The sequence below is a fragment of the Gammaproteobacteria bacterium genome, assembly GCA_015709695.1.
Classification (GTDB): Bacteria; Pseudomonadota; Gammaproteobacteria; order Steroidobacterales.
The window spans coordinates 343,893-363,911 of the sequence record CP054183.1 but is presented as its reverse complement, the minus strand read 5'-3'; the positions used below and the strand labels follow the sequence as shown (position 1 = coordinate 363,911).

23 protein-coding genes are annotated in these 20,019 nt (G+C 71.4%); 12 read left to right on the top strand and 11 right to left on the bottom strand.

From position 1 onward, the window contains the following. Nucleotides 1–8: 8 nt before the first annotated feature. The 4 genes from HRU81_01820 to HRU81_01805 all read right to left on the bottom strand — a co-directional run bounded on the left by HRU81_01820 (nucleotide 9) and on the right by HRU81_01805 (nucleotide 2,668). Nucleotides 9–788 (bottom strand): class I SAM-dependent methyltransferase, encoded by a 780-nt coding sequence (locus HRU81_01820; protein ID QOJ30943.1) that lies wholly within the window; start codon nucleotides 786–788, stop codon nucleotides 9–11. Next, a complete protein-coding gene (locus HRU81_01815; GenBank protein QOJ33240.1) occupies nucleotides 785–1,219 on the bottom strand; it encodes a nucleoside deaminase in 435 nt (144 codons plus the stop codon). Before HRU81_01815 ends, HRU81_01820 begins: the two co-directional genes overlap by 4 nt. A gap of 65 nt (nucleotides 1,220–1,284) precedes the next feature. After that, nucleotides 1,285–1,647, bottom strand: a complete 363-nt coding sequence (gene queD / locus HRU81_01810) for a 6-carboxytetrahydropterin synthase QueD (GenBank protein QOJ30942.1) — start codon at nucleotides 1,645–1,647, stop codon at nucleotides 1,285–1,287. A 214-nt stretch (nucleotides 1,648–1,861) separates the two neighbouring features. After that, nucleotides 1,862–2,668 (bottom strand): SDR family NAD(P)-dependent oxidoreductase, encoded by an 807-nt coding sequence (locus HRU81_01805; protein ID QOJ30941.1) that lies wholly within the window; start codon nucleotides 2,666–2,668, stop codon nucleotides 1,862–1,864. Between the two features lie 117 nt (nucleotides 2,669–2,785). Between HRU81_01805 and HRU81_01800 the strand changes: the two genes are divergently transcribed. After that, nucleotides 2,786–3,499 carry a Bax inhibitor-1/YccA family protein gene (locus HRU81_01800; GenBank protein ID QOJ30940.1) on the top strand — a complete coding sequence of 238 codons (714 nt, stop codon included), beginning with the start codon at nucleotides 2,786–2,788 and terminating at the stop codon, nucleotides 3,497–3,499. A 169-nt stretch (nucleotides 3,500–3,668) separates the two neighbouring features. Here HRU81_01800 and HRU81_01795 read toward each other — a convergent pair whose 3' ends face one another. Then, nucleotides 3,669–4,163: a DUF456 domain-containing protein gene (locus HRU81_01795; protein ID QOJ33239.1), complete on the bottom strand. Its 495-nt coding sequence runs from the start codon at nucleotides 4,161–4,163 to the stop codon at nucleotides 3,669–3,671. Between the two features lie 104 nt (nucleotides 4,164–4,267). Here HRU81_01795 and HRU81_01790 point away from each other — a divergent pair, with 104 nt between their 5' ends. From HRU81_01790 to arfB, 9 genes are all read left to right on the top strand, one after another. Beyond that, entirely contained in the window at nucleotides 4,268–4,636 is a 369-nt protein-coding gene (locus tag HRU81_01790) for a hypothetical protein (protein QOJ33238.1), read from the top strand. 79 nt (nucleotides 4,637–4,715) lie between these two features. Continuing rightward, nucleotides 4,716–5,774, top strand: a complete 1,059-nt coding sequence (locus HRU81_01785; GenBank protein QOJ30939.1) for an LLM class flavin-dependent oxidoreductase — start codon at nucleotides 4,716–4,718, stop codon at nucleotides 5,772–5,774. Between the two features lie 34 nt (nucleotides 5,775–5,808). Further along, a complete protein-coding gene (gene npdG, locus HRU81_01780) occupies nucleotides 5,809–6,486 on the top strand; it encodes an NADPH-dependent F420 reductase (protein QOJ30938.1) in 678 nt (225 codons plus the stop codon). A gap of 38 nt (nucleotides 6,487–6,524) precedes the next feature. Continuing rightward, nucleotides 6,525–7,289, top strand: coding sequence for a coenzyme F420-0:L-glutamate ligase (gene cofE / locus HRU81_01775; protein ID QOJ30937.1), 765 nt, complete (start codon nucleotides 6,525–6,527; stop codon nucleotides 7,287–7,289). 3 nt (nucleotides 7,290–7,292) lie between these two features. After that, on the top strand, nucleotides 7,293–8,267 hold the full coding sequence (locus HRU81_01770; protein QOJ30936.1) for a 2-phospho-L-lactate transferase: 975 nt from the start codon (nucleotides 7,293–7,295) through the stop codon (nucleotides 8,265–8,267). 7 nt (nucleotides 8,268–8,274) lie between these two features. Further along, nucleotides 8,275–8,946, top strand: a complete 672-nt coding sequence (cofC, locus tag HRU81_01765; protein QOJ30935.1) for a 2-phospho-L-lactate guanylyltransferase — start codon at nucleotides 8,275–8,277, stop codon at nucleotides 8,944–8,946. Next, nucleotides 8,943–11,333, top strand: coding sequence for a 5-amino-6-(D-ribitylamino)uracil--L-tyrosine 4-hydroxyphenyl transferase CofH (gene cofH, locus HRU81_01760; protein ID QOJ30934.1), 2,391 nt, complete (start codon nucleotides 8,943–8,945; stop codon nucleotides 11,331–11,333). Before cofC ends, cofH begins: the two co-directional genes overlap by 4 nt. A gap of 19 nt (nucleotides 11,334–11,352) precedes the next feature. Beyond that, complete coding sequence (locus tag HRU81_01755) at nucleotides 11,353–11,550, top strand: SEC-C domain-containing protein (GenBank protein ID QOJ30933.1); 198 nt, start codon at nucleotides 11,353–11,355, stop codon at nucleotides 11,548–11,550. Beyond that, on the top strand, nucleotides 11,547–11,951 hold the full coding sequence (gene arfB, locus HRU81_01750; protein QOJ30932.1) for an aminoacyl-tRNA hydrolase: 405 nt from the start codon (nucleotides 11,547–11,549) through the stop codon (nucleotides 11,949–11,951). Before HRU81_01755 ends, arfB begins: the two co-directional genes overlap by 4 nt. Nucleotides 11,952–11,960: 9 nt before the next feature. Here arfB and HRU81_01745 read toward each other — a convergent pair whose 3' ends face one another. The 4 genes from HRU81_01745 to HRU81_01730 all read right to left on the bottom strand — a co-directional run bounded on the left by HRU81_01745 (nucleotide 11,961) and on the right by HRU81_01730 (nucleotide 15,348). Beyond that, nucleotides 11,961–12,974 (bottom strand): LLM class flavin-dependent oxidoreductase, encoded by a 1,014-nt coding sequence (locus HRU81_01745; GenBank protein ID QOJ30931.1) that lies wholly within the window; start codon nucleotides 12,972–12,974, stop codon nucleotides 11,961–11,963. 5 nt (nucleotides 12,975–12,979) lie between these two features. Further along, the gene (locus HRU81_01740) at nucleotides 12,980–14,014 is read right to left on the bottom strand and encodes an LLM class F420-dependent oxidoreductase (protein ID QOJ30930.1); all 1,035 of its coding nucleotides are present in this window, start codon (nucleotides 14,012–14,014) and stop codon (nucleotides 12,980–12,982) included. Nucleotides 14,015–14,080: 66 nt separating this feature from the next. Next, the gene (locus HRU81_01735; GenBank protein QOJ30929.1) at nucleotides 14,081–14,653 is read right to left on the bottom strand and encodes a hypothetical protein; all 573 of its coding nucleotides are present in this window, start codon (nucleotides 14,651–14,653) and stop codon (nucleotides 14,081–14,083) included. 107 nt (nucleotides 14,654–14,760) lie between these two features. Then, complete coding sequence (locus tag HRU81_01730) at nucleotides 14,761–15,348, bottom strand: DUF98 domain-containing protein (GenBank protein QOJ30928.1); 588 nt, start codon at nucleotides 15,346–15,348, stop codon at nucleotides 14,761–14,763. 68 nt (nucleotides 15,349–15,416) lie between these two features. Between HRU81_01730 and HRU81_01725 the strand changes: the two genes are divergently transcribed. Continuing rightward, on the top strand, nucleotides 15,417–17,099 hold the full coding sequence (locus tag HRU81_01725) for an alpha/beta fold hydrolase (GenBank protein ID QOJ30927.1): 1,683 nt from the start codon (nucleotides 15,417–15,419) through the stop codon (nucleotides 17,097–17,099). A gap of 184 nt (nucleotides 17,100–17,283) precedes the next feature. Continuing rightward, on the top strand, nucleotides 17,284–18,393 hold the full coding sequence (locus tag HRU81_01720; GenBank protein QOJ30926.1) for an OmpA family protein: 1,110 nt from the start codon (nucleotides 17,284–17,286) through the stop codon (nucleotides 18,391–18,393). Nucleotides 18,394–18,415: 22 nt separating this feature from the next. On the opposite strand, the gene HRU81_01715 is transcribed toward HRU81_01720, so the two are convergent. Continuing rightward, nucleotides 18,416–19,066: a glutathione S-transferase family protein gene (locus tag HRU81_01715; protein ID QOJ30925.1), complete on the bottom strand. Its 651-nt coding sequence runs from the start codon at nucleotides 19,064–19,066 to the stop codon at nucleotides 18,416–18,418. Next, nucleotides 19,066–19,869 carry a glutamate racemase gene (locus HRU81_01710; GenBank protein ID QOJ30924.1) on the bottom strand — a complete coding sequence of 268 codons (804 nt, stop codon included), beginning with the start codon at nucleotides 19,867–19,869 and terminating at the stop codon, nucleotides 19,066–19,068. Before HRU81_01710 ends, HRU81_01715 begins: the two co-directional genes overlap by 1 nt. Between the last annotated feature and the right edge of the window lie 150 nt (nucleotides 19,870–20,019).

Below are 20,019 nucleotides of genomic sequence, written 5' to 3'. Positions count from 1 at the left end.
TCCGCGCCTCAGCCCGCCCGCCGTGCCGTCAGGCCCACCACCGGCGGGTTGCCGAGGTACTCGGACCAGTACTCGGCACCCATCACCGCCAGGCCCTGCGGGTCCAGCTGCAGCGGATGCCAGCGGATGTCGGTGAATCCCGCCGCGGCCAGTGCCGCCTCGTAGGTGGCGCGCTCGAAATGGTAGACCTCGAAGCGGAACAGCTCGCGGCCGCTGATCATGGCGTAGGTGATCGGCGAGCCCTCGCTGCGTGGCGAGGCCACGCTCTTGCTGAAGCCGTAGCGCAGGTAGCCGGCGTAGCGGCACTCGGGCTGATCTGGATTCTCGTTGATGGCGACCAGGCGGCCGCCCGGCGGCAGCTGGCGGGCGATGCTGCGGCACATGCGGCCGAGCTCGCCGACGTCGCGCGCGTAATGCAGCAGGTAGGCGGCAGCGGCGATGTCGAAGCGGCCGAGCACCGGCAGCTCCTGCACGTCGCACACCAGGTAGTCGATGTCCGCGTCGGTCGGGCGCAGCTGGCCGCGGGCCAGGCCGATCATGGCGGTGGAGATGTCCACGCCCAGCACCTGGCGTGCGCCGCGCTGGCGCAGCTGTCGCGTATAGAAACCGTCACCACAGGCGAGGTCCAGCACCGCGAGGCCGGCCACTTCGCCCAGCAGCGCGAAGAAGCCGTGGCTTTCGAGATAGCGCCGGATCGGTGATTCCTTCGAACGCTGGTACGGCACGGCGATGGCGTCGTACTGCGCCACACCTGCCGCTGCCCTCGCCGCATCCGGCGCCGCGCTCATCCGCGCCCTCCACCGGCCCAGGCGCGCAGCAGCGCCAGCGACTCCGCGCGCAGCAGGCCACCCTCGACCTCCGGACCGCCGGGCTGGCTGCCGCGCGGCCCGGCCAGCAGCTCGCCGCCGGTCAGCGCGTGCAGGTCCTCCAGCGTCGCGCCGAAGATGACGCGGTCGATGCCGGCGTAGTGGCTCGCCGCCAGACACATCGGGCAGGGCTCCACGGTGACGACCAGCTCGCAGCCGGCGAGACTGAGCGTGCGCCCGCGCCGGCAGGCGTCGCGGATCAGCGTCATCTCGGCATGCGCGGTGATGTCGAGTTCCGACACCACGCAGTTCGATGCCACGGCCAGCACCTCGCCGTCTCGCACCAGGCAGGCGCCGATCGGTGGCTCGCCGGCGAGCGCCGCACGACGCGCCGCCTCCAGCGCGCGGCGCATGGCCGCTTCCGCGGCAGGCGGCGCCGCGCCCGCCCTGGTGGCCGGCTGCCCGGGCGCCATGCCGCCTACTCCTCCTCGCCCTGGTAGATGCAGCCCGAGGTGCAGGTCTCGTTGATCACCACGCGCGAGAGGCCGGGAAGCCGCGGCTTCAGCCGCGCCCAGATCCACTTCGCCAGCACCTCGCTGGTGGGATTCTCCAGGCCTTCGATGTCGTTGAGGTAGTTGTGGTCGAGCTGCTGGTAGAGCGGATCGAAGGCCTGGCGGATGTCGGCGTAGTCCATGATCCAGCCACTGTGCTCGCCCACCGCGCCGCGCACGTACAGCGTGCCCTTCCAGGAGTGGCCGTGCAGCCGGGCGCAGCGATGGCCCGCGGGCACGTTCGGCAGGCGGTGTGCCGCCTCGAACATGAACTCCTTGTATATCTCCATCTCGACCCGCCGGGCGCTCCGTGGACAGCTGCGGAATCAGCTTCTATCCTGGATGCGGAAAGCCCTGTAATAAACTGTTTAATATGAACTTATTATTGCCGGATCGACGTCGCCCGGACCCGGCTATACCTATTCTGCATGAGGAAGCCGGTGCGAAGCCACACGCCCCGCCCGGAGCCGGAGCCGGATGGATGGAATCTCCCCCGGTGCGCCGCTACCGCGACTCCATCCATTTCATCATCCCGGCCATGCGCTCGACGAAGGCCTGCGGGTCCCGCTCGCGCAGGCGCATCGCCTGCAGTGCCTGGTCGATGCCGATGACCATTTCCTGCTCGTCGGCGAGCATGCCGTCGACGACGCGCGCGGCGCACTCCTCGGCCGGCATGCCGTTCCGGTTGTCCCAGCTGCTGGGGCCGTATTCCGCGCCACTGCCGGTGAGCGCGTGACGAAAGACGTTGCTGCTGATGCCGGCGATCACCAGCAGCGTGACGCGGATGCCGTCCTGCAGGTGCTCGACGCGCAGCGTGTCGAAGTAGCCATGCAGCGCGTGCTTGGCCGCGCAGTAGGCACTGTGGTGGGGCACGGCGTGCTTGCCGGCCACCGAGGAGGTCACCACGAAGCGCCCGGAGCGCTGCGCGATCATGCGCGGCAGGACCAGCCCGGCCAGCGCCACCGGCGCGAAGAAGTCCACCTCCATGATGCGGCGCACCACCTCCAGCGTGGTGTCGCGGGCAGCGGCTCGCTGGCCGATGCCGGCGTTGTTCACCAGCACGTCGAGGCGTGGGTGGCGGCTCAGCACGCTGCGCGCGGCGGCCTCGCGTGCCGTGGCATCGCATATGTCGAAGGGCAGGATGTCGATGGTTCCCGGGCCCTGGCAGCTGGCCTTGACACGCTGGAGTTCGGCTTCCCGCCGCGCCGACAGGATGAGGTGGGCGCCTTCGCGGTGGAAGACCCGGGCCATGCCCTCGCCGACACCGGAGGACGCGCCGGTGATCCAGATGACCTGCTGCTGCAGTTTCATGCCGCATTGCTCCCCGTCGCCAGCTTCGATCATGTCATAACGCAGGTCCTTGAGTCCTGCGGCGCGCCCGGCATAATGACTCGCGAGCCGAAGCGGCTTTCTTGAAGGAGATGCAGCATGGCGGACGAGCGCGGATTGCGGGTGGTGACAGGTGATCGCAGCGGCCCTGGTGGCAGCTTCACCGGAGGCGCCGTTGCCAGGCCATCGGAACTGGCAACCAACCGCGTGCTGCGCAACACCTACATGCTGCTGGCCGCCACGCTGCTCTTCAGCGCGGCGATGGCCGGCGTCGCCATGGCGGTCGGCATGCCCTACCTCGGGCCCATCGTCACGCTGGTGGGGTACTTCGGCCTGCTGTTCCTCACCTTCCGGCTGCGCAACTCGGCCGCGGGTATCGCCGCGGTATTCGCCCTGACCGGCTTCATGGGCCTGACGCTCGGCCCGCTGCTCAGCGCCTACCTGCGCGCGGTGCCGAATGGCGGCGAGCTGGTGATGACCAGCCTCGGCGTGACCGGCCTGCTGTTCGCCGGCCTCAGCGCCTACACCATCAGGTCACGCCGCGACATGGGCTTCATGGGCAGCTTCCTCACGGTCGGTCTCTTCGGCCTGCTCGGCGTGATCCTCGTCGGCCTGTTCGTCGACCTGTCGGCTTTCCAGATGGCGATCTCCGCGGGTGTGGTCATCCTCATGGCCGGCATGATCCTCCACGAGACCAGTGCCATCATCCACGGCGGCCAGGACAACTACATCCTCGCCACCGTGAGCCTCTACGTCAGCATCTACAACATTTTCGTCAACCTGCTGGCCCTGCTCGGCATGGGCGACGACTGAGCCTGCCACGACGGAAAGGCGCCGCAACAAAGGAAAAAGGAAAAGGTGCCGGAAAAGGTGCCTCAAAGGAAAAGGTGCCTGACATATTTTCCGTAAACGGAAAATATGTCAGGCACCTTTTCCTTTGAGGCACCTTTTCCGGCACCTTTTCCTTTGGCACCTTTTCCTGTCAGGCACCATTGCCGCTGCTGAAGCGTGCCACCAGGAAGATGCCGAGCATGACGAAGGCGAGCGCCATCTTCACCGCGGCGCCGAAGGCGAGGCCGAGCGTGGCGCCCAGGCTCGCCAGTCCCGCCTGACGCAGCGAGCGGTTGCCCAGCAGCTCGCCGAGCATCGCGCCGAGGAACGGCCCGAGCAGGATGCCGGGCAGCCCGAAGAACAGCCCGACGAGCATCCCGGCCGCCGCACCCCAGGCGGCCCGCGGCGTGGCGCCAAAGCGGCGCGCACCGAAGGCGACCGCGGCGAAATCCGCACCCCAGGCGAGCAGCGCCAGCAGTGCCAGCACGGCAATGGTGCCGGCGCCGACATGCGCGAAGCCCTCGGCCCAGGCTGCGGCAACCAGGCCGAGGAACAGCAGCGGAATGCCCGGCAGCGCCGGCAGCACCAGTCCGGCAAGTCCGAGCGCAACCAGCAGCAGCGCGGCCGCCCAGAGCAATCCCTCCATTCCCATGATGTCCACCAGCTGACCAGGCCGATGCTCCAGCATAGCAGCCGCCGCCTTGCAGGCCATGGCAGGACCGGCCGACAATCGCCCGCATGAGCACACTGATGCAGCGTGCCCGCCCGCAGCGCGCCCTCGCGCTGCTGGCCATCGTCTTCGGCCTGGTCACGCTGGCAGCCGGCGGCAGCGCCCTGCTGGGCCTGCGCGATCCCGGCTACACGGTGTTCATGCCACTGCTGACTTACAACGCCATCATGGGGCTTGCCTACGTGGCAACCGGGGTGGCCGGCTGGAACAGTGCCGCCGCCGCCCGCAACGGCGCCTGGCTGATCTTCCTCGCCAACGCCGTGATGCTCGGTGTCGTCGTCTGGTTCCACTTCACCAGCGACGAGGTCGCGATGCAGAGCGTGGGCGCCATGAGCTTCCGCACGGCGCTCTGGCTGGGATTGTTCCTCGGCTTCCGCAGGCTGGCCTGAGGCGCGGCGGCGCCAGCTCCTGCCCGGTGCGTGCAGCGTGTATGCTGCGCCCGATCCAGCAGGCCGCGGAACTGCCGACATGCAGATCGATGTCATCCTCGAACCGGACCTCACTGCCGCCCAGGTGACGGAACTGGCGGTCGCCGCGGAGAACCACGGCTTCCGCACCCTCTGGCATTCGAATTACCACCAGAACCCGGATGCCTTCATGATGCTGGTGCCCGCGGCGCTGGCGACCCGGCGCATCCGCCTCGGCGTGCTGGCGATCAGTCCCTACGAGATGCAGCCGCTGAAGATCGGCAACGCGCTGCTGACCCTCAACGAGTTCAGCAAGGGGCGGGCCGTGGTGGCCATCGGTGGTGGCGGCTCGGTGATGAGTTCCTGCGGCATCGCCTTCGACCCCAGGGCGCAGCGCATGGTGCGCGGCGTGCGCGAGGCGGTGGAGATCACCCGCGCGGTGGTGTCGGGCAAGATGTGCATGGGCTATCCCGGCGAGGTATTCAAGGTCACCCGGCCCTTCCGCCATGCCTGGAAGAAGGCGCCCACGGCCCGGGTATTCACCTGCTCCACCGGCATGAAGATGCTGGAGATGGCGGGCCGGTACGCCGATGGCACGCAGATGAGCGACGTCACGCCGGAGAAGATCGGCCACCACATGGAGGCGCTGCGCAAGGGCCTCGCGGAGCGCAAGACGCCGGCGGATGATTTCCGCGTCGGCAACTTCTGGGCCTGGCACATCAAGGAGGAGCGGGAGAAGTCCCTGTACGAGGCCCGGCGCGAGCTGGTGTTCCGCGGCGAGCTGCTGCCGCCAAAGTACGACATGCTGCCCTACGTGACGCCGGAGGAGCGCCAGCTGGTCATCGACAAGTGGCAGAACTTCGCCAAGGCGTTCTGGACCCGCACCGGGGTGATCGAGGACGTGCCGGAATCGATCGTCGAGCGGCTGATCGCCGCCTGTTCCTCGGCCGGCGGCCTCGACGCCATCGAGGCGCAGATCGAGCGCTTCCGGGCATTCGAGCGCGCCGGCCTGACGGAGCTGTCGATCCGCTTGTTCGACGAGCCCATGGCCGGCCTGAGGATCCTCGCCGAGCGCGTGCTGCCGGCGTTCGAGCGCTACGAAGGGCCCGCGACGCCGTGACGCCACGGCGTCCGCCCGCCTACAATGTGCCGGCATGAACACCAGCACCATTCGCAACATCGCGGTCATCGGCGGTACCGGCTCGCTCGGCGGCGGCCTCGCCCGGCGCTGGGCCCGCGCCGGCCTTGCCGTGCACATCGGCTCGCGCGACGGCGCCCGGGCCGCTGAAGCCGCCGCCACACTGGCCGCCGCCCTGCCCGGGACGAACGTCAGCGGCCATGGCAACCCGGAGGCGGCGGCGGCGGCCGAAATCGTCGTGCTGGCGGTGCCCTTCGCCCACCAGCGGCCCGTCCTCGAAGCCATCCGCGGCGCGCTGAAGGGCAAGATCCTCGTCGACGCCACCGTGCCGCTGGTGCCGCCAAAGGTCATGCGGGTGCAACTGCCGCCGGAGGGCTGCGCCGCGCTCATCGCGCAGTCCATCGTCGGCGCCGAGACCACCGTGGTCTCGGCATTCCAGAACGTGGCCGCCGACGTGCTCGCCGCCGACGGCGATCCCGGCTGCGACGTGCTGGTCGCCGGCGACAGGGCCGAGGCCCGCGAGACCGTCATCGGCCTGGCGCAGCGCGCCGGCCTGCGCGCCTGGCACGCCGGGCCGCTCGCCAACGCCGCTGCCATGGAGGCGCTGACCTCGGTGCTGATCTTCATGAACAAGCACTACAAGAGCGAGCACGCCGGCATCCGCATCGCCGGCGTCGGCCACGCGGGCCGTTGAGGTTGCCGGCGCCCGGCGGGCGCCCGGCCGTCGCCAGCATGATCGTCCCCGCGCTCTCCCTCACGCCGCTGCCCGGCCTGCCGGCCATCCGTCCCGGCGACGACCTGGCGTCGCTGATCGCCGCGGCGCTCGACCACGCCGGGCTGGTGCTCGCCGACGGCGACGTGCTGGCCGTGACGCAGAAGATCGTCTCCAAGGCCGAGGGCCGCCTGCGGCGCCTCGCCGATGTGCAACCCTCGGCAGGCGCGCAGGCGCTGGCCGTGGAGACGCGCAAGGACCCGCGCCTCGTCGAGCTGATCCTGCAGGAATCACGCGAGGTCCTGCGCACCCGGCCCGACCTGCTCATCGCCGAGCACCGTCTCGGCATCGTGCTGGCCAACGCAGGAATCGACCGCTCCAATCTCGGCGGCGACGAGGAGAGCGTGCTGCTGCTGCCCGAGGACCCGGATGCCTCCGCGGCACGATTGCGCCAGGCACTGCAGCGATCCAGCGGCGCGGCCCTCGGCATCGTCATCACCGACAGCGTCGGCCGCGCCTGGCGCCGCGGCACCGTCGGCATTGCCATCGGCACGGCGGGCGTGGCGCCGTTCACCGACCTGCGCGGCCGCCGCGACCTCGCCGGGCGGCCGTTGCAGGTCAGCGAGATCGCGCCGGCGGACAGCCTCGCGGCGGCAGCGGTGCTGGTGATGGGCGAGGCCGCCGAGGGCACGCCCGTGGTGCTCATCCGCGGCGCAGGCGGCGGTGGCGAAGACCTGCCGGCGCGGGCGGTGCTGCGGCCGCGCGCCGAAGACCTGTTCCGCTGAGCCATGAAGACACCGAAGCCGGCCGCGACCGACAGCGTGGTGCTCCTCTCCGGCGGCATCGGCGGCGCCAAGCTGGCGCTCGGCCTGCATCGTCTGCTGCCGCCGGGCGCACTCACCGTCATCGCCAACATCGGCGACGACTTCCGCCACCTCGGGCTCGCCATCTCGCCCGACATCGACACCCTCGTTTACACGCTCTCCGGCCTCGTCAACACCGAAACCGGCTGGGGCCGCGGCGACGAGACCTGGAACTTCATGGCGGAGATGGCGCGACTCGGCGGCGAGACCTGGTTCCGCCTCGGCGACCGCGACCTCGCCACCCATGTCGAGCGCAGCCGGCGCCTGGAGGCCGGCGACGCGCTCTCGACGATCACGCGCGAGACCTGCCAGCGCCTCGGCATCGGCAGCCGCATCGTGCCGGCCAGCGACAGCCGCGTGCAGACCCGGGTGGTGACGGATGCGGGCGTGCTCGCCTTCCAGGATTACTTCGTGCGCCGCGCCGCGCAGCCGGTGGTGAGTGCCGTGCGCTTCGCCGGTGCCGCCGAGGCGGTGCCCCCGGCCACGGCGATGGCGGCGCTCGGGGATCCCGGGCTGCGCGCCATCCTCATCGCGCCTTCCAATCCCTGGCTCAGCATCGATCCGATCCTGGCCATCCCGGCACTGCGCGCCGAAATCGGCCGCAGCCCTGTCGCGCGCGTGGCCATCTCGCCGATCGTCGCCGGGCAGGCCATCAAGGGCCCGACCGCGAAGATCATGGCGGAGCTGGGCATGGCGGTGAACCAGGCAGGCATCGCCCGCCACTACCAGGGCCTGGTCGATGGCCTGGTCCTCGACCAGGCCGATGCAGCCGAGGTGGCCGCGGTCGAGGCCCTCGGCATCCGCGCCGTCACCACGTCGACGGTGATGCGCTCGCTGCAAGACCGCGTGGAGCTGGCGCGCTTCGCCCTGGATTTCGCCGGCACGCTGCGCCGCCCGTGACCGGCACATGAAGGCCACCTGGGCGCTGCTGCCCATCCGCTCCCTGGAGGGCGCGAAGAGCCGCCTGGCAGCGCTGCTCGACGCGGACGAGCGCGCCACCCTGGCCCGTTGCCTGGCGCAGGGTGTCATCGACGCCGCGCGCGCCGCACGCGGCATCGACGCCGTGGCGGTCGTCACCGGCGATACCGCGGCCCGCGCACTGGCCGAGTCGGCCGCCTGCCGCTGGCTGCCGGACGACCCGGCGCTCGGCCTCTCGGGCAATGTGGATGCCGCCATGGCCCTGCTGGCGGCAGAAGGTGCGCGCACCGTGGTCGTCGTGCCCGCCGACCTGCCGCTGCTGGCGCCAGCCGACATCGAGGCCCTGCTCGCCGGCCATGGACCCGGCGTCACCGTGGTGCCGGCGGCCACGGACGGCGGCACCAATGCCCTGGCGATGACGCCACCCGGCGCGGCCCCCTGCCGCTTCGGGCGGGACAGCGCAAGCCGGCACCTGCAGGCCGCGCTGGAGCGCGGAGTGGCCGCCCGCCAGGTGGCGGTGCCCGGCTTTGCACGCGACCTCGACACCGAGGATGATGTGCGCTGGCTGTGCGCGCAGCCTGGCGGCGGCACTGCGCGCCAGTACCTCGAACAGGCCGGCATCTGCGCACGCCTGCGGGCGGGCGGCCGAAGACAGCGATGACCATGACAGACTGGCAACAACTCGACGGCGAGCAGGCCGCCGCCCGCGCGGCGGCCATGCCGTTGCCCGAACTCCTCGCGGCCGCGGCGGCATGCCGCGATGCCGGGCACGGCGCGGTGATCACGTACTCGCGCAAGGTCTTCATCCCGCTGACCGAGCTCTGCCGTGACGTCTGCCACTACTGCACCTACGCCAAGACGCCACGGCGCCTGCAGGCGGCCTATCTCGATCCCGACGCGGTGCTGGCGATCGCCAGGGCAGGCCAGGCGCAGGGCTGCCGCGAGGCGCTGTTCACGCTCGGCGACAAGCCGGAGCTGCGCTATCGCGCAGCCCGCGACGCGCTCACGGCGCTCGGCTATTCCTCGACGCTGGCCTACCTGCGCGCCATGGCCGCGCGTGTCCTCGGGGAAACCGGCCTGCTGCCGCACCTGAACCCCGGCGTGCTGACCGCGGACGACTACCGCACGCTGCGCGCGGTGGCGCCGTCGATGGGCATCATGCTGGAGTCCGCCAGCCCGAGGCTCGCCGCGCGCGGCGGCCCGCACTTCGGCTCGCCGGACAAGTTGCCGGCCGTGCGGCTCAGGGCCATCGACGATGCCGGTGCCGCCGGCGTCGCCCTCACTTCCGGCCTGCTCATCGGCATCGGCGAAACCCGGCACGAGCGCATCGAGGGTCTGCTGGCGCTGCGCGACAGCCATCGGCGCCACGGCCACCTGCAGGAGATCATCATCCAGAACTTCGTGCCCAAGCCGGGCACGAAGCTGGCCGATGCCCCGGCGCCGCCCTTCGCGGAACTGCAGTGGACCATCGCCGTGGCCCGCCTGCTGTTTGGTCCCGACATGAACATCCAGGCGCCGCCGAACCTCAACGAGGGCCGGCTCGGCGAGCTCATCGCCGCCGGCATCAACGACTGGGGTGGCGTCTCGCCGGTGACTCCCGACCACGTCAATCCCGAGTCCCCCTGGCCGCAGCTCGCGGCCCTGGCAGGCCAGACCGCCGCCGCGGGCAAGACGCTGGTCGAGCGGCTCACGCTCTACCCCGCCTACGTGCGTGATCGCGCCCGCTGGCTGGATGCGGGCCTCGTCACCGCGCTGCTGCGCCATGCCGATGCCGAAGGCCTCGCCCGCGACGACGACTGGGCCGCGGGCAACAGCCAGTCACGACCACCGGCGGCGCGCACCGCTGCCGGCGGCTTCGCCGACCGCGCCCTCGCCGCTGCCGTGGCCCGCGCGCAGGATGGCAAACGACTCGAACAGCAGGACATCGAGCGCCTGTTCGCGGCGCGGGGCGAGGATGCCGACCGCCTCTGCGCGGCCGCCGATGCGCTGCGCGCCGCGGCCTGCGGCGACACGGTGACCTACGTCGTCAACCGCAACATCAACTACACCAACCTCTGCGCCTACAAGTGCCAGTTCTGCGCCTTCGCCAAGGGCAAGGCGGACGAGGACCTGCGCGGTGCCCCCTACGTGCTCGACCTCGCCGAGATCGGCCGGCGGGCGGCCGAGGCCTGGGCGCGCGGTGCCACCGAGGTATGCCTGCAGGGCGGCATCCACCCGGCCTTCACCGGCCAGACCTACCTCGACGTGCTGCGCACCGTGAAGGAAGCGGCCCCCGGCATCCACGTGCACGCCTTCTCGCCGCTGGAAGTGACGCAGGGGGCGCGCACCCTCGGCCTCGGCATCGACAGCTTCCTGCGCCAGCTGAAGGAGGCGGGGCTCGGCACGCTGCCCGGCACCGCCGCCGAGATCCTCGACGACGAGGTCCGCCGGCAGATCTGCCCCGACAAGGTCAATACCCTGCAGTGGCTGAACGTGGTGGCCACCGCGCACCGCATCGGCCTGCGCACCACCGCCACCATCATGTTCGGCCACCTCGAGGCGCCGCGACACTGGGCACGGCACCTGCTGGCGATCCGCGACCTGCAGCAGCAGAGCGGCGGCTTCACCGAATTCGTGCCGCTGCCCTTCGTGCACATGGAGGCGCCGCTGTACCGGCGCGGCCGTGCCCGCCCGGGCCCGACCTGGCGCGAGGCGCGCCTCATGCACGCCGTGTCGCGCCTCGTGCTGCACCCGCTGATCCCCAACATCCAGGCCTCGTGGACCAAGCTCGGCGAGAGCGGCGCCGCGCAGGTGCTGCAGGCCGGGGTCAACGACCTCGGCGGCACACTCATGAACGAATCCATCTCGCGCGCCGCCGGCGCCGCCCACGGCCAGGAGCTGCCGCCCGAGCGCATGGATGCCCTGATCCGCGGCATCGGTCGCCAGCCGCGGCAGCGCACCACCCTCTACCGCGACCCGCCGGCCGAACGCGTGGCATGTTCCTACGGTGCGCCCGAGCTCTCCGCCATGACCTTCCGGCCTGCGCGCGACTACAAGGCCGCATCCTGAACCCGAGCCCGCTCCCAGCATGGTGACCCGCGTGAACCGCAAGCCACAACCCGCCCCCGCCGAGCCCCATGTCCATGGTCCCGGCTGTGACCACGACCACGACCATCACGACCACGCGCCCGCCGAGCCCTACCGTCGCAAGACACCCAAGCTCGGCCGCAACGATCCCTGCCACTGCGGCAGCGGCAAGAAATACAAGAAGTGCCACGGCGCATGAGGCGGCGGATCCCGCTGGACGAGATCGAGCTGACGGCAGTACGTGCCCAGGGAGCGGGCGGCCAGAACGTCAACAAGGTCGCCTCGGCGGTCCACCTGCGCTTCGACATCGGCGCCTCGTCCCTGCCGGACGAGGTGAAGCAGCGGCTGCTGGCGCTGCGCGACCGGCGCGTCAGCGAGGACGGCGTCATCGTCATCAAGGCGCAGCGTCACCGCACCCGGGAACAGAACCGCGACGATGCGCTGGCGCGGCTCGCGGAACTCGTGGACGCGGCGCTGGTGAGGCGCAAGGCACGCCGCGCGACGAAGCCGACGCAGGCCTCGCGCCAGCGGCGCCTCGACGGCAAGAAAAAGGCTGCCGCCACCAAGCGCCTGCGGGCAACGGTACGGCCCGACGCCTGAGGCGCGGGTTCAGCGCAGTGCCGGCAGCACCTGTTCGCCGATCAGGCGGATGGATTCGGCAGGCTGCGCATACAGCCGCAGCGCCACGCCGCGCAGGCCCGCCTCCTGCAGGTGGCGCAGCCGGGCGACGAGACCGGCGAGTGTCGCCGGCGTGCCGCACAGGGTGACGTTGTCGACCAGCGCGTCGAGCACCGGACCGGGCACGCCCTCGACCTCGTGGCTGCCGGCGGCGAAGGCCCGGGCGAATGCCGCACGGCTGTCCATCACCAGGCGCACGTCGTCCGCATCGAGGAATTCCGCCAGCAGCCAGGGGCGGAAGATGCCGCGCAGGAACAGCCAGCGGCGCGCCTCGCGACGTGCCTCGCCCTCGTCGGCGTAGACGTGCCAGGCGGTGAAGACGCTGGTCCAGAAACCGCCGGCGCGGGACTTGCCGCAGGCGGCAAGCGCGGCATCCAGCGTCGCCAGCAATCGCGCGGCCGGCCCGGGGGGCACGTCGCTCATCATGATGCCGTCGCCCGCCGCGGCCGCCATGCGCAGCATCTGCGCCTGGCCGGCGCCGATGTAGACCGGCGGCGCGGGCGCACTGGCCCAGCCGAAGCGGCAGTTGCTCACCTCGAACATCCCGCCGCGGAACTCGACCGGTTCGCGGCTGGCGGCGGCGCGGATGATCGCCGCGCATTCGCGCACCGCCCGCACGCGGCGCTCCGGCGCGAGGCCGAGCGCCTGCAACGCCTCGCCGCCGCCACCAACGATGACCCGGGCGCGACCGCCAGCCAGTTCGTTCAGCGTCAGCAGGCTGGAGGCGATCTTCAGCGGATGCGTGTCGTAGGGATTGACGGCGATCGGCCCGAGCGTGATGCGGCGGGTGCACTGCGCGACGGGCACGAGATTCGCCCAGGGGTCGCGCGAATCGTTCAGGCTCGAGACCCACACGCCGCCGATGCCGTAACGCTCGGCCAGTTCGCCGAGCGCGGCCAGCTCGCCGGCGGCGGCGCGGCTGTCGAGGATGACGTCGACGTCCATGACGGCTACAGCAGTTCCGTGGCCAGCAACCTCATGGCCTCGATGCTGCAGCCTCCGGCGAGCATGGCGCCGACACGGCCGCTGCGGCCGGCTTCCTTCCACGCGCCCAGGCGCTCGCGGATGCGCCCGGCCGGGCCGACGAGCGCCACCTGGTCGATCAGCGCATCGGGCACCGCCGCCGCTGCCGCCGCGCGGTTGCCGGCGAGGTACAGGTCCTGGATGCGCGTGGCCGCCTCCGCGTAGCCCATGCGCGTCACGTAGTCGAAGTAGAAATTGCGGCCTTTCGGGCCCATGCCGCCGATGTAGAGCGCCAGCTGTTCGCGCACCGGGATGCGCGCGCGTTCCAGGTCATCGTCCAGCGACACGGGCACGGCCGGCGCCACCTCGAAGTCGGCGCGTGCCCGCCCGCTCAGCGCCAGGCCCTCGGCCACGTAGGGCTCGATGAGCCCGGGGTGCTCCGGGCTCAGCCACACGGGAAACACGCCGTCGGCCACTTCCGCGGCGCAGGCGATGCCCTTGGGCGTGACGGCCGCGGTGTAGATGCGCAGGGTCGGGTCGGCATGCAGGATGCCCTTCATGGGAGTGCCCAGGCCGCTGGCACCCGGGCCATCATACGGAATGCGGTATTCCTTACCCTGGTGCAGCAGCGGGCCCTTGCGGGTCGCCACCTGGCGCACGATGTCGATGTATTCGCGGGTGCGCGCCAGCGGGCGCCCGTAGGCCACGCCGTACCAGCCCTCGACCACGCGCGGACCGGACGGCCCCAGGCCGAGGATGAAGCGCCCGCCGGAGAGCATGTTGAGCGTCATGGCGGTCATGGCCGCGCAGGTCGGCGTGCGCGCCGGCATCTGCATGATGGCGGTACCGACATGGATGCGGCTGGTGCGGGCGAGGATCCAGCTGGCCGTGGACACGGCATCCATGCCGTAGGCCTCCGAGGTCCACACCGAATGGAAGCCGAGACGCTCGGCCTCGAGGATCTGCTCCATGGGCAGCTGGGCCTGGGCGGTGCCATAGCCGGCAACGAAACCGAGTTTCATGCGGGACTCCCCGATACGAACTGGGGCCAGCTTAGCCCCGGCGGGGATGAAATCACACCGGCGGGCTCAGCGCTCCTTGGGATCGCGCAGGGGCAGCCGCGTGACCTTGGGGCTGCGGCCGGTGAGTTCGGTCTGCAGCTGCTGCAGGCGGCCGGTCAGTTCCTCGCGCTCGGCCGCCAGGCGCTGGACCTGCTCGAGCACGGCGTCGGAACCGGCCCGGGCGACCGAGAGTTCGGTCTCCGCATCCTTGACTCGGACGCTGGCGCGGATGGTCTCCTCCGCCCGGCTCACCAGCTCACCCCGCAGCGCCTGGGTCTTGGCGCACTCGTCGGCCAGGCCCTTGCGCAGGCGCTCGATCTCCTGGTCCCTGCCGGTGAGGTCCGCGTTCCTCGTTTCCATCTCGCGGCGCAGGACGTCGGACTCCTCGCGGTGGCGCTCCAGCGCGAGCTCGGCCTCCTCGGCCTTGCGCTGGGCAACGCGCAGGTCCGCCTCGAGGGCGCGGATGCGATGGTTGGCCTCCTCGGTCCGGACGCTGCCGCGGCCCTTGCCAGCCAGCCGCACGACCACGCGGCCCACGGCCCAGCCGCCGAGGACCCCGATGGCCACAAAGATCAGGATGATCTCCTGGATGGTTAACATAACGTCGTGATGCGGACTCCATGATCTGGCGGGCAGGCTAGTCCAGTCCGCTGCCGTGCCGCCATGCGCTGGTTCTCAGCATCCACCCCGCTCCCGGGACCGGTCGCTCAGATCGGGAAACGCTCCGTGATCTGCATCAGCGGGCGTCCGTCGCAGACCACGCGGTAACTGCGCGCCAGCAGCGGGCCCCGGCACAGCGCGGCGACTTCCGCCGGACGCGCCAGCGCCGGGTCGCGGCCGAACCACAGGCCCTCGCGGCGCGTCTCGGCCGCGGTGTCGATGAGGATGCGCCCGAGCCCGCCGCCGTCACGTTCCAGGCCGCGGCGCACGCCCGGGGCGAGGCGCGCGGCGGCGATCAGCGTATCGGCCCAGGCGAACAGCCGCCCGCTGCGGGCGCCGACCAGCAGCACCCGCCGGCGGATGACAGGCTCGCCCGCTTCCAGCTCGAGCCAGGGTTCCGCCTGCGGCAGGCGCGTCTCCTCCTGGGCGATGCGGCGCACATCCACGGGCTCGAGCCAGTAGGCCTCGATGAAGCGGGTCACGGTGCCGTCGATCACCAGCAGGCTGCGCAGGTAAGGACCGAGCCCGGCGACGTCGACGGTCTCGAGCCCGGCGGGCCGGCGTGCCTGCGCGACGAACACGTCGGCGGCGGGATCGAACTCCGGCAGGACGGCGGCGGGAGTGGTGGCGGCCATGGCGGTGATTCTAGGGGCAAACGCCCTGCGGCGGGACAGGCGACCCGCAGGGCGCTAGACTTTTTTGCATGAGCCAGGACATCCGCCGCCATTTCGTCACCATCGACGGACGCTGGGGTCCGCGCCAGGTCCATTACCGCCGTTGCGGCCAGGGACCGGCGCTGGTGATGCTGCACCAGTCGCCCCAGTCCTCGCGGGAGCTGACCGGGCTGATGCAGCGCTGGTCGGCGCATTTCACCCTCATCGCGCCGGACACACCGGGCTACGGGCAATCCGATCCACTGGGCCCGGCCGAACTGGGCATCGCGGAGTTCGCCGAAGCGCTCGCCGAGTTCGTCGATGCCATCGGCCTGCACCGCTTCGGCCTCTACGGCTTCCATACCGGGGCGAGCATCGGCCTGTGGTTCGCCGCAAGGAACCCCGGGCGCGTCACGGCGATGGCCGCCAACGGGCTGGTGCAACTCACCGGGGAGGAACGGCGTGACATCCTGGCGAATTACCTGCCAGCGGTAACTCCGGCATGGGATGGCAGCCACCTCGCCTGGATGTGGGGCCGCATGCGCGAGCAGACCCTCTTCTTCCCCTGGTACGACCACCGCGCCGCGACGCGCATGAGCTTCGACGTGCCACCGGCCACGGCGCTGCACGATTCGTTCATGGATTTCCTGCGAGCCGGCGACCATTACGCCACCGCCTATCGCGCCGCCTTCGAATCACGCCCCGACACGGTGCTGCCCGGCCTGCGGGTGCCGCTGCTGGTGACCGCCGCTGCCGGCGACCCGCTGCAGGGCCATCTCGAGCGCCTCGGCGAATTGCCGGCCGGAACCGAGGTCGCGCCGTCGGCCGGCCGGGAGCAGGCCGTCGAACGCTGCCTCGGCCACCTGCTCGCGCGTCGCGGCGATCCCGCGCCCGCGGCGGTGGCCACCCGGCCGCTGCCGGGACGGCTGTGGAATCGCATGCTGCAGCTGCCGTCAGGCCAGGTACGGGTGCGCGAGCGCCTCGACGGCCAGGGTGCGCCGCTCATGCTCCTGCATGGCGCCGGCCAGTCCGCCGACGCCCTGAGTACCATCGCCCGGGGCGTTGCCGGTACGCGGCCGCTGCTCATCCCCGACCTCCCCGGCCATGGCGAGTCGGACCGGCCCGCCTCCGGCCCCGGCATCGGCAGCGCGGCCGTGACCGGCATCGAGGTGCTGGGCGAAGCCGGCCTCACCGCCTGCACCCTGGCGGGGCTCGGCACCGGCGCCTGCGTGGCGCTGGAGATCGGGCGGCGCACACGCGAGCGCCCGCATCCGCTGGCACTGCTCGACCTGCCGTTCCTCTCCGACAGTACCTGCGCGGCGTTCCGCGAACACGGCCTGCCCGGCCTCGCGCCGCAATGGCATGGCGGCCATCTGCACGAAGCCTGGCACATGCTGCGTGACGGCCGGCTGTTCTTCCCCTGGTTCGACCGGCGCAACGCCAGCGCGCGACGCATCGAACCCGACCTGGACGAGCGGCGCCTGCAGGCGGACCTGCTCGACCTGCTGCGTGCCTCGCCGGCCTGGCAGGCGCTGTTCGCCGACGCGCTCGACTACCCGGTGACGACGGCACTGGCCGCGCAGCGCGGCGCCATCGCCATCGGCGCCGCGGCCGACAGCGCCTGGCTCGGCGCCACGCGCGATGCCGCCGCCAGCCGCAGCGGTCTCGCCGCACGCATATTGCCCACGGCGCAGGAGCAATGGCTGCCGGCCTTGCTGGCCGCGCCCGCCTGAGTCGTACCGGCTCGCTCCAGGTCCACCTGGCCCGGCCTGCGCCGGCCTGGAGTCCCCTGAAGCATCCCTGGCCACTGTGCGGCCCCGCGCGGCGTTGAAGGAGCAACCGGCTCCCGTATACTGCCGGACGGTTCGCCGGGCCACCGCTGGCCGCGACGCCGAAAACTACAAGGGGGCCCTGGTCATGAAACGCACCGCATTGGCGGGACTGCTTGCGATGGCGAGTATTGCGGCTGTCGCGCACGAGGTACCGGGCTGGCGCATCGGTGGCGCAGCCAGCTTCACCGACTTCCAGGGTGACGATTCCATCACGCCGTCGCTGGGCCAGGGCTTCATCGACGACAATTCCGTCGGCCTGAAGGTCTATGCCCAGTACCAGTTCAACGACTGGTTCGGCCTCGAAGGCGCCTACCACGACCTCGGCACCTTCAAGGACCTGTCGCTGAACAGTGCCGCTCCCGGTGACCTGAAACTGAAATTCGATGGCTTCAGCATCGACGGACTGCTGTACCTGCCGGTCCCCGGCGAGGAGATCAGGCCGTACGTCAAGGTCGGCTACTTCAACTTCGACGATGAGCTGAGCCTCAACGGCGCGGTCACCTCCAGCGCCTCGGAAACCGGCCTGACCGCCGGTGCCGGTGTCATGGTGCCGCTGACGGACCGGTTCGGCATCCGTGCGGATGCAGACTGGTTCGACACCGATGTCGGTGATCTCTGGTCGCTGAACCTCGGCCTCGAGTATTTCTTCGGCGGCCGGCAGCAGGCTGCCCCGGTCGTGGCCGCGGCGGCCACACCTCCGCCTGCGCCCCCGCCTCCGCCACCCCCGCCGCCACCCCCGCCGCCACCCGCGCCTGAGGACAGCGATGGCGACGGTGTCGCCGACAGCGCCGACCAGTGCCCGGACACGCCCGCGGGTGAACGTGTCGGCGCCCAGGGCTGCCCCTGCGACGTCAGCCGGCAGGTCGAGTTCGCCTTCGACTCCGCCGAACTCACCGACGCCGGCAAGGCCACGCTGGACGAGGTCGTCGAGACCCTCGATCGCCTGAAGTTCGTCGAGGGCAGCGTGACCGGTCATACCGACAACGTCGGTGACCCCGGCTACAACCAGCGGCTCTCCGAGCGCCGCGCGCAGGCCGTCGCCGCCTACCTCGAGGCCCGCGGCATTGCCGCCGGCCGCCTGGTTGCCTCGGGCAGGGGTGCCGCGGACCCGGTGGCCGACAACGCCACGGCCGAGGGTCGCGCCGCGAACCGCCGCGTCGTCCTGCGTCGCACCGATTGCGAGGCGGCCCCCTGAGGGCTGCCGGCGCCGCGAGCGCTCAGCGGCGGCGTGCGCGCGCTGCCGCCAGGGCGTCGGCCTCCTCGGCCAGCAGTGTCACCCAGGCCGGACGCGCCATCAGGCCGTCGAGGTAGCACGCGAGTCCCGGCCAGCGGCCGGCATCGGGCAGTCCCGCGCCCTGCTGGTAAGTGACCAGCTGGGCACCGATGGCGATGTCGGCGACACCGGGCTGGTCATCCACGGCGAAGCGTCGGCCGCCGATCTCCGCTTCCAGGTAGGAAAAGGCCTCGTCGCGCAGCGGGATCGCGCGCTCCAGCGCGGACTCGTCGGCGTGCCGGCCCTGGAACAGCGGCTTGACGATCCGCTCGGCGAAGAACGGCAGCGTCGCCTCGCGCAACCGGGTATCGGCGTACTCCTCCAGCCACAGGGCCTGCGCCAGCGCGGCTGCCGGCTGCGGATACAGCGGCGGCTGCGGCTGCAGGCGCTCCAGGTAGGCGATGATGACGGAGGAATCCGGTATCACCATGCCCTCGTGCTCCGCGACCGGGATCTTGCCGAGCGGGTGCAGGGCACGCACGCGGGCGGAACCCATGGGCGCCTGCTCGAAGCGGTACTCCATGCCCTTCTCCGCCAGCGCAAGCCGTACCTTGCGGGTGAAGGTCGAGAGGTTGATGCCGTAGAGCACCAGCATCAGCGGCCCAGGTCCACGAGCTCGACGGCATCGGCGCTGATGACCTCGCCGAGGAAGCGGCTGCCGACGCGGGCGAAGCGTGCAGCGCCATCGGTCGCCAGCAGGCGCACGCTGCCGCGACCCGCTGCCGGTCCCACGGCCTCGGGCAGTTCACGGCGCACCGCGGCGGCGGTGGTGGCTGCCGAGTCGACGATGGCGAGGCCTTGGCCGGCGACGTGGCGGATGGCCGGCTCGAGCACCGGAAAGTGCGTGCAGCCGAGCAGCAGCACGTCGGGAGGCGGGGTGGCGCGCAGCAGCGGGTCGAGATAACGGTGGATGGCGAGATCGACGATGTCGCCATCCGTCCACCCCTCCTCCGCCAGCGCGACGAACAGCGCGCAGGCGGCCGATACCACCTCGGCGTCCGGGCGCAGGCGGCGGATGGCGGCCTCGTAGGCGGCGGCCCTCACCGTGCCTTCCGTGGCGATCACGGCAATGCGCCCGGTCACGCTGGCGGCGACGGCCGCCGCGGCTCCGGGTTCGACCACGCCCACGACCGGCAGCGGCGCATGGCGCCGGCGCAGCGCATCCAGCGCCACGGCCGACGCCGTGTTGCAGGCGATCACCAGGCAGCTCAGGCCGCGTGCCACCAGCGCATCGGCGGCCTGCTCGGCGTAGCGCACGACCGAAGCCGCGCTCTTGGTGCCGTAGGGCAGGCGCGCGGTGTCGCCGAGGTAGATGAAGTCGCGCCCCGGCAATTCGCGCCGCAGGGCACGCAGCACGGTCAAGCCGCCCACGCCTGAATCGAATACACCGATGGCCATCACCCGGCAGCATAGAGCATTCCGCGTGGTGGACGTCAGGCCCGCAGGCCCTGGCCCGACGGGCGGCCAGCGCGGGAGTTCCGCTACACTGCAGGGAGCCCGGCCTCCGCGCCTGGACAACAACATCAGCCCACCGGAGGAAGCAAGGCG

Excerpts from the sequence above, each read along its gene's own strand:
- HRU81_01820 (QOJ30943.1), bottom strand. The coding sequence starts at position 788 with ATGAGCGCGGCGCCGGATGCGGCGAGGGCAGCGGCAGGTGTGGCGCAG.
- HRU81_01815 (QOJ33240.1), bottom strand. The coding sequence starts at position 1,219 with ATGCGCCGCGCGCTGGAGGCGGCGCGTCGTGCGGCGCTCGCCGGCGAG.
- queD (QOJ30942.1), bottom strand. The coding sequence starts at position 1,647 with ATGGAGATATACAAGGAGTTCATGTTCGAGGCGGCACACCGCCTGCCG.
- HRU81_01805 (QOJ30941.1), bottom strand. The coding sequence starts at position 2,668 with ATGAAACTGCAGCAGCAGGTCATCTGGATCACCGGCGCGTCCTCCGGT.
- HRU81_01800 (QOJ30940.1), top strand. The coding sequence starts at position 2,786 with ATGGCGGACGAGCGCGGATTGCGGGTGGTGACAGGTGATCGCAGCGGC.
- HRU81_01795 (QOJ33239.1), bottom strand. The coding sequence starts at position 4,163 with ATGGAGGGATTGCTCTGGGCGGCCGCGCTGCTGCTGGTTGCGCTCGGA.
- HRU81_01790 (QOJ33238.1), top strand. The coding sequence starts at position 4,268 with ATGCAGCGTGCCCGCCCGCAGCGCGCCCTCGCGCTGCTGGCCATCGTC.
- HRU81_01785 (QOJ30939.1), top strand. The coding sequence starts at position 4,716 with ATGCAGATCGATGTCATCCTCGAACCGGACCTCACTGCCGCCCAGGTG.
- npdG (QOJ30938.1), top strand. The coding sequence starts at position 5,809 with ATGAACACCAGCACCATTCGCAACATCGCGGTCATCGGCGGTACCGGC.
- cofE (QOJ30937.1), top strand. The coding sequence starts at position 6,525 with ATGATCGTCCCCGCGCTCTCCCTCACGCCGCTGCCCGGCCTGCCGGCC.
- HRU81_01770 (QOJ30936.1), top strand. The coding sequence starts at position 7,293 with ATGAAGACACCGAAGCCGGCCGCGACCGACAGCGTGGTGCTCCTCTCC.
- cofC (QOJ30935.1), top strand. The coding sequence starts at position 8,275 with ATGAAGGCCACCTGGGCGCTGCTGCCCATCCGCTCCCTGGAGGGCGCG.
- cofH (QOJ30934.1), top strand. The coding sequence starts at position 8,943 with ATGACCATGACAGACTGGCAACAACTCGACGGCGAGCAGGCCGCCGCC.
- HRU81_01755 (QOJ30933.1), top strand. The coding sequence starts at position 11,353 with ATGGTGACCCGCGTGAACCGCAAGCCACAACCCGCCCCCGCCGAGCCC.
- arfB (QOJ30932.1), top strand. The coding sequence starts at position 11,547 with ATGAGGCGGCGGATCCCGCTGGACGAGATCGAGCTGACGGCAGTACGT.
- HRU81_01745 (QOJ30931.1), bottom strand. The coding sequence starts at position 12,974 with ATGGACGTCGACGTCATCCTCGACAGCCGCGCCGCCGCCGGCGAGCTG.
- HRU81_01740 (QOJ30930.1), bottom strand. The coding sequence starts at position 14,014 with ATGAAACTCGGTTTCGTTGCCGGCTATGGCACCGCCCAGGCCCAGCTG.
- HRU81_01735 (QOJ30929.1), bottom strand. The coding sequence starts at position 14,653 with ATGTTAACCATCCAGGAGATCATCCTGATCTTTGTGGCCATCGGGGTC.
- HRU81_01730 (QOJ30928.1), bottom strand. The coding sequence starts at position 15,348 with ATGGCCGCCACCACTCCCGCCGCCGTCCTGCCGGAGTTCGATCCCGCC.
- HRU81_01725 (QOJ30927.1), top strand. The coding sequence starts at position 15,417 with ATGAGCCAGGACATCCGCCGCCATTTCGTCACCATCGACGGACGCTGG.
- HRU81_01720 (QOJ30926.1), top strand. The coding sequence starts at position 17,284 with ATGAAACGCACCGCATTGGCGGGACTGCTTGCGATGGCGAGTATTGCG.
- HRU81_01715 (QOJ30925.1), bottom strand. The coding sequence starts at position 19,066 with ATGCTGGTGCTCTACGGCATCAACCTCTCGACCTTCACCCGCAAGGTA.
- HRU81_01710 (QOJ30924.1), bottom strand. The coding sequence starts at position 19,869 with ATGGCCATCGGTGTATTCGATTCAGGCGTGGGCGGCTTGACCGTGCTG.